The following is a 6,432-nucleotide window of genomic DNA, read 5'->3' as shown; positions in this document are numbered from 1 at the left end:
ACCCCCCCCCCCCCCCCCACACCCCCCCCCCCCCCCCCCCACCCCCCGCCCCCCCCCCCCCCCCCCCCCCCCCCCCCCCCCCCCCCCCCCCCCACCGGCTAATACCGACTTTTAACCCCTAACATGACGGAAAGAGACAATCCCAGAGAATTCGGGCCTTTTCTAAGGCAAAATTCTCTACGGGACTGTCTCTTCCTTTTTCCCTTCATATTTTTCGATTTCATGGTGTGAAAATTGGTGGTATTTCATCATATTTCTGCCTATCGCATACAACATGAACTCTTTATATACTTTTTCCTCTGATCGGTAGTTAAAACGCCGGAAGTTTTCATTCTCCTTGATATCTCCAAAATGTCCCTCTGTCTGGACCGAACGGGGATGACGTTTCAGAATCTCTTCTTCACTCTGGATATTTGTATGGGACTCTTGTCCGCATGAAGGTTGTTTCCATGTCTGTTTTGGAATAGCTGTTGCGGCCTTTCCCCATGATCTCAAAGCATTCCTTATACTCCATCAGACGAGTCCCGCATTCTTCCGGTTCCTCGTAAAGCTTCTGGATCTCCGGTTTATGCTTACCTTTCCCATAAACGAATCCGATGTCTTCTCCCTGTGCAATCTGCATCAGGTTCTTCTGCAGTTTCCGTGTCCTGTTTTCTTCAATGACTTTTAGAGATCTCGCCTTTATCTGGCTGACCAAAGGGCAGAAGCCCCGGAGAGATGTTTTTTTAAAGGAAAAAAACTGAACGGGAGAAGTCCTGGATGAACTGAATTACCAGTTCATGCGCCGTCTGGAAAAGGAAGGCCTTATCTCGCTGAAAGAGCTTTACATCGATGGAACAAAGATTGAAGCAAACGCGAACAGATATACGTTCATTTGGCGGGGCAGTCTCAATTATCATCTTGCCGGTCTGCTGGACACGATCGATGCTCTTTACACAAAGTATAATACATTTTTGCTTGAAAACGGATATGGCCCCAAATACAATCTCGGAAATGCCCGGATGTTTGTGATTGAAGGAATGGACAAAGTCCCTGTTCGGAACGATCCATTTCCCGACAGCCCCCTTTTTTGTATTTCAAGTAATTTGCGAAAGAATCTTGACATTCGTCAGGTTCAGTAGTATTATGAAAACCATAAGAGGGGAAACGTTTCACATAATATAAACAATCGGAGGTAACATACATATGGATTTAACAGGCAGATCGGGAATCGTAACAGGCGGCTCCAGCGGAATCGGCTTTACAATTGCAAACACGCTGGCTGAGGCGGGTGCAACCGTATATGCCGTAAGTAGGACAGGACAGCCAAAGGATGCAGAAAAAAGCCATGAGGGTGTCATTCATGTGGCAGCTGATGTCAGCGATTATGGTGAGATGGAAAGTCTGATAAAAAAAATTGGGGAAAATAAGGGAATCGATTTCCTTATTAACAATGCAGGAATCACTGTGAAGTGCAGGGCAGAGAACTTCGATGACAGCGATTTTGAACGTATCATGAAGGTAAATGTAAGCAGCATCTTCAAGTTGTCGTGCCTATGTTACCCTTACTTAAAGAAGTCGGCTGGAAGGGGCAGGATTGTGAACATTACCTCCATGGCAGCACATCTGGGATTTTCTGAGGTGGTTCCATACTGCACCAGCAAGGGAGCGGTGTTGTCCATGACCAGGGGCCTGGCCGTGGAGTGGTCCGGTGATAATATCAACGTCAATTCCATTGCCCCCGGCTGGTTTCCGTCCAAGATGAGCCAGCAGGTGATGGATGCGGAACGCAAGGCAAAAATCCTTTCCAGGATGCCGGTGCATAAATTCGGAGACACAAGGGACATTGCGGAGATGGCAAAGTATCTGGTATCGGATAGCGCCGGATATATTACAGGGCAGGATTTCGCAGTTGACGGCGGGGCGCTGGCGTTTGGGTTCTGATAATCGTCCGATTAGAAAAAAGGGAAAAGAGGAGTAAAACAATGAAACTATGGAATAACGAGAGCGAGAAATTCGCGCTGATGAAGGAAAAACTTTATACACCGGTGGTAGGTGATATCCTGGATAATATGGGGTATTACCACCAGTTCCTTCCCCAGGATATACGTCCTTTGAGGGAAGATATGAAGGTTGCGGGAAAAGCAATGACGGTTTTGATGATCGATGTGTATGGTCCCCAGAAAAAGCCGTTCGGTTTTCTGACCGAGGCGCTGGATCAGCTTGAGGAAAATGAGATCTATATTGCCGCGGGCGGCAGTAAACGCTGTGCATACTGGGGGGAATTGCTCACTGCCACAGCCAGGTGCAGAAAGGCAGTGGGAGCAGTGGTCAATGGCTGGCATAGGGATACGCCTCAGGTACTGTCACAGGATTGGCCCGTGTTTTCCTGCGGCTGTTATGCCCAGGATTCCAGCGTCCGCACCCAGGTGGTGGATTACCGCTGTGACATTGAGATAGGCCAGGTGACAATCCATGACGGCGACCTGATCTTCGGTGATGTTGACGGGGTACTTATCATTCCTAAACAGGTGGCTGATGAGGTGATCGAAAAAGCCCTGGAAAAGGCTGCCGGTGAAAAGGTGGTACGTAAGGCCATTGAGAGCGGAATGACAGCTACAGCTGCTTTTGAGAAGTATGGCATCCTGTAGGAATGGAGAGATGCTTATGATGCAGAGTGCATTTAAGATTGATGCAAGGGATAATGTGGCAACAGCGCTGGAAACCTTAAAGCCCGGTCCGGTCAGGATCCTGGGTGAGGCAGCGGATCCCGGGACAATGTGTACAGAGGAGATCCCCCGGGGCCATAAAATATCCCTGAAGGCGATTGGCCCAGAAGAGGAGGTCATTAAATACGGTGTATGTATCGGAAGGGCAGGGGCTGACATCGGCCAGGGGAAATGGGTCCACCTGCATAACATGCACAGTGTATATGATGAACGCTCCAGCCATTTGGACGTCCGCACAGGGGCGCCTAAGGATATCAAGTATGAGTAGGAGGCCATGATATGGCAGATAAAACCTGGATGGGATATGTCCGCGCCAACGGTTCCGCAGGGATCCGCAACAAAATTCTTGTGATCTACACGGTGGAATGTTCAGCCTTTGTGGCAAAAGAGATCGTGAGGCTTGCAGATGACAGTGAGACGGAGGTGGTGGGTTTTTCAGGATGCACTGACAATGAGTACGCAGTGCGCCTTCTCATTTCCCTGATCCGTCATCCTAACATCGGCGGGGTACTGGCCGTAGGCCTGGGGTGTGAGTATGTACAGCCTCAGTGGCTGGCGGACATTGCAGCAAAGGAAGAAAAGGAGGCTGCCTGGATGTTTATTCAGGACCAGGGTGGTACAAAAAACTCCATAGACCAGGGCCTTGCACTGGTAAAACATATGAAAAAGGCCATGGAGAACACTCCCAGAAAACCTATGAGGTTTGGTGATCTGGTCATTGGGGCTGAATGCGGCGGAAGTGATTTCACAAGCGGCCTGGCTGGAAATGTAGTGGTTGGAAGGCTGTTTGACCAACTGGTGGATGCTGGAGGAACGGCCGTCTTTGAGGAGATCGTGGAGGCGGTGGGCCTTAAACATATATTGGTTGGCCGGGCGGCAGGGAGGGAGGCTGCAGAGGATCTGGCAGCCACCTATGACAAGGCGCTGGAATACTGCCGGTCCGTCCGTCAGTATTCCGTAAGCCCCGGAAATTTTATGGGCGGCCTGTCTACCATTGAGGAGAAGAGCATGGGAGCTGTGGCCAAAAGCGGAAGCAGGCCTATCCAGGGAGTGCTGAAGGTGGGAGGATGTCCTCCCAGGCCGGGACTCTGGCTGTTAGACTCCACCCCGGATCCTCACTGGATGCAGTTTGGGATCACGAATCCCAATGACAGCGAGGGTCTGATGGACCTGATCTCCTGCGGGTGCCACCTGGTGCTCCTGGTGACGGGCAGGGGGAATGTAATTGGCTCTGCCGTGGCCCCGTGTATAAAGCTTACGGGAAATTCAGACACTTACCGGCGCATGGAGGGCGACATGGACTTTGACGCAGGCCCGGTTTTAGATGGGACATGTACCATGGAAACACTGACCGGGCATTTAAGGCAGCTTGTTACAGGAGTTGCATCGGGGCATAAGTCAAAAAGTGAAGCACTGGGACACAAGGAATACTTCATCCCCTATAAATATCAGGAAAAAGAAGTGATCAGACCATGCGGGAGGTGAGAGAGATGACAGAACATGTATTTTCATTGAAAGGCCGCACTGCGGTAATAACCGGAGGGACCACAGGATTAGGCCTTGCCATTGCTGAGTGTATGGTAAAGGCGGGTGCCAGGGTGGCGGTATTAAGCCGCAGGACCAAGGAAGAAGGACAGTCCGCCTTAAAGGAAATGGGAGAAAAAGCCGTGTTTTACCACCATGATATAACGGATACGGGCCATGCCCCGGAACTGGCAGACCAGATCATCCGGGAAATGGGACCAGTCACCATCCTGGTAAACAATGCAGGGAATCATTGTAAGAAATTTATTGAGGACATGACTGTGGAGGACTACAAACGCGTGCTGGATGTCCATTTGGTAGGGGCCTTCGCCCTGACAAAAGCATTCTTCGGCCATATGAAGGAGCAGGGAAAAGGGAGCATTATTTTCCAGGCCAGTATGACCAGTTACATTGGCCAGCCCCAGGTGGCGGGATATTCCACGGCAAAGGCAGGTTATCTGGGGCTGGTGCACACGTTGGCCGCTGAAGGCGGCGCTTACGGTGTGCGGGTCAATGCAATCGCTCCCGGTTGGATTGAAACACCTATGTACCACCAGGCTACTGACAATGACGAGGCCAGGAGGAACAAAATTATAGGAAGGATTCCCATGAAGCGGATCGGCGATCCAACAGACATTGGGATGGCTGCCGTGTTCTTGGCAAGCGATGCGGCCGGCTATGTCTCGGGAACATGTCTTCCGGTGGACGGCGGAGCCCTTATTGGTTTTTAAAAAGAAGGAAGGAGCAAACCATGGACCATTGTTTTTCTGAGGAACTGTTTCTGAAAAATAAAACAGGCAGCTATCTGTACCATACTTATGCAGAGACGCTTCCGATCGTGGACTACCACTGCCACTTGGCGGTGCAGGAGATATATGAAAATAAGGAATTTGAGGATATAGGCGAGATGTGGCTGGCCCATGACCACTATAAATGGAGGGCTATGCGGACATTTGGGATTGATGAGTATTATGTGACCGGCGGAGCGTCTTATTATGAAAAATACATGAAATTCGCGGAGATCCTCCCCAGGCTTATGGGAAACCCTCTTTACATCTGGTGTGCCCTGGAATTAAAGCGGTACTTTGACATAGATGAGCCCCTGAGTTTAGACAACGCCCGGGACATCTATAAGAGGACAAAGGATTTTATCAGGGAAAACCACATGACCCCAAGATGGTGCATGGAGCGCTCACATGTGGAGCTTGTCAGCACCACGGAGGATCCGGTGGATACCTTGGAATACCACTTTAAGCTAAGGGAGGAAGGATGTACAGGGCCAAAGATCATTACGGCCTTCCGTCCGGACAAGGCGTTTTACTGTGAGAATCCCGTTTTTCCCGAATATCAAAAGCAGCTGTCAGGAGCAGCGGGACTGGAAATCCACGGTTTTACGGATATGATCGCTGCTTTGGAAAAACGTCTGTCCTTTTTCCGGGATTTTGGGACAACGGTCAGCGATGATGGGATCGAGGATTTTACTTGGGAGGAGTATACGGTAAGTCAGGTGGAGGAGGTTTACCGGAAAGCCGCCAAGGGTGAGGCTTTGACCAGGAAAGAACAAAATCGTTTTAAATCTGCTTTTATGGTGGAGATGGGAAAGCTTTACAACAAATACGGCTTTGTTATGCAGCTTCATATTGGCACGTATCAGGATGCCAACCACAGGAAGGTGAGGGAAATCGGACGCTCCACAGGATTTGATTGTACCGATGACTCCACGGCTATTCAGTCCGTGGGAGCGCTGCTGAACCGCCTGACCGAGTTAGGGGAGCTTCCAAAGACCATTCTCTATCCCCTGGATCCTTCCAAACTGGAAACCTTTGCTGTTCTGGCCGCCGGTTTCTGCGATGGCAGTTTTAGAGGAAAGGTACAGCTGGGAGCGCCCTGGTGGTTTAATGACCAGCCGTATGGTATTGAACGCCAGTTTCATGCGGCCGGAAACCTGTACGCGGTCAGCCTGTCAGTGGGGATGCTCACGGATTCCAGAAGTTTCCTCAGTTATCCCAGGCACGAGCTTTACAGGAGAGGGCTGTGCAGCTATTTAGGGGAGCTGGTAGAGCGGGGGGAATATTTTTCGGATGAGAAATACTTAAAAGAAGTTATTGAGGACGTGTGCTACAGGAATGTGAAACGATTTTTTGGATGGGACAAACAACAGGGAAATGCTGCCCTGGAATGAGAAGGAGAGAGGAGTATT

6 protein-coding genes and 2 pseudogenes are annotated in these 6,432 nt (G+C 50.3%); 7 read left to right on the top strand and 1 reads right to left on the bottom strand.

Features of this window, described 5'->3' with window-relative positions; genetic code table 11:
- Positions 1-177 precede the first annotated feature (177 nt).
- A pseudogene (locus tag ABID13_RS27440) lies at positions 178-667 on the bottom strand (transposase); the annotation flags it as partial.
- Position 668: 1 nt separating this feature from the next.
- Between ABID13_RS27440 and ABID13_RS28670 the strand changes: the two are divergent.
- From ABID13_RS28670 to uxaC, 7 genes and pseudogenes are all read left to right on the top strand, one after another.
- Positions 669-1,031: pseudogene (locus ABID13_RS28670) on the top strand (transposase); the annotation flags it as partial.
- A gap of 154 nt (positions 1,032-1,185) precedes the next feature.
- Positions 1,186-1,923, top strand: a complete 738-nt coding sequence (locus ABID13_RS27430; RefSeq protein WP_007863061.1) for an SDR family NAD(P)-dependent oxidoreductase — start codon at positions 1,186-1,188, stop codon at positions 1,921-1,923.
- Positions 1,924-1,964: 41 nt separating this feature from the next.
- Positions 1,965-2,630 (top strand): RraA family protein, encoded by a 666-nt coding sequence (locus ABID13_RS27425; RefSeq protein WP_007863058.1) that lies wholly within the window; start codon positions 1,965-1,967, stop codon positions 2,628-2,630.
- Between the two features lie 16 nt (positions 2,631-2,646).
- A complete protein-coding gene (locus ABID13_RS27420; RefSeq protein ID WP_007863057.1) occupies positions 2,647-2,976 on the top strand; it encodes a UxaA family hydrolase in 330 nt (109 codons plus the stop codon).
- An 11-nt stretch (positions 2,977-2,987) separates the two neighbouring features.
- The gene (locus tag ABID13_RS27415) at positions 2,988-4,193 is read left to right on the top strand and encodes a UxaA family hydrolase (RefSeq protein ID WP_007863055.1); all 1,206 of its coding nucleotides are present in this window, start codon (positions 2,988-2,990) and stop codon (positions 4,191-4,193) included.
- A 5-nt stretch (positions 4,194-4,198) separates the two neighbouring features.
- On the top strand, positions 4,199-4,963 hold the full coding sequence (locus tag ABID13_RS27410; RefSeq protein ID WP_082173821.1) for an SDR family NAD(P)-dependent oxidoreductase: 765 nt from the start codon (positions 4,199-4,201) through the stop codon (positions 4,961-4,963).
- 20 nt (positions 4,964-4,983) lie between these two features.
- Positions 4,984-6,414 carry a glucuronate isomerase gene (gene uxaC, locus ABID13_RS27405; RefSeq protein ID WP_007863052.1) on the top strand — a complete coding sequence of 477 codons (1,431 nt, stop codon included), beginning with the start codon at positions 4,984-4,986 and terminating at the stop codon, positions 6,412-6,414.
- Positions 6,415-6,432: the final 18 nt, after the last annotated feature.

It is taken from the genome of Enterocloster citroniae, from assembly GCF_040545455.1.
GTDB classification, from domain to species: Bacteria; Bacillota; Clostridia; order Lachnospirales; family Lachnospiraceae; genus Enterocloster; species Enterocloster citroniae.
Note: the sequence above shows the minus strand (reverse complement) of the source record. Positions and strands in the feature narration are given on the sequence as shown.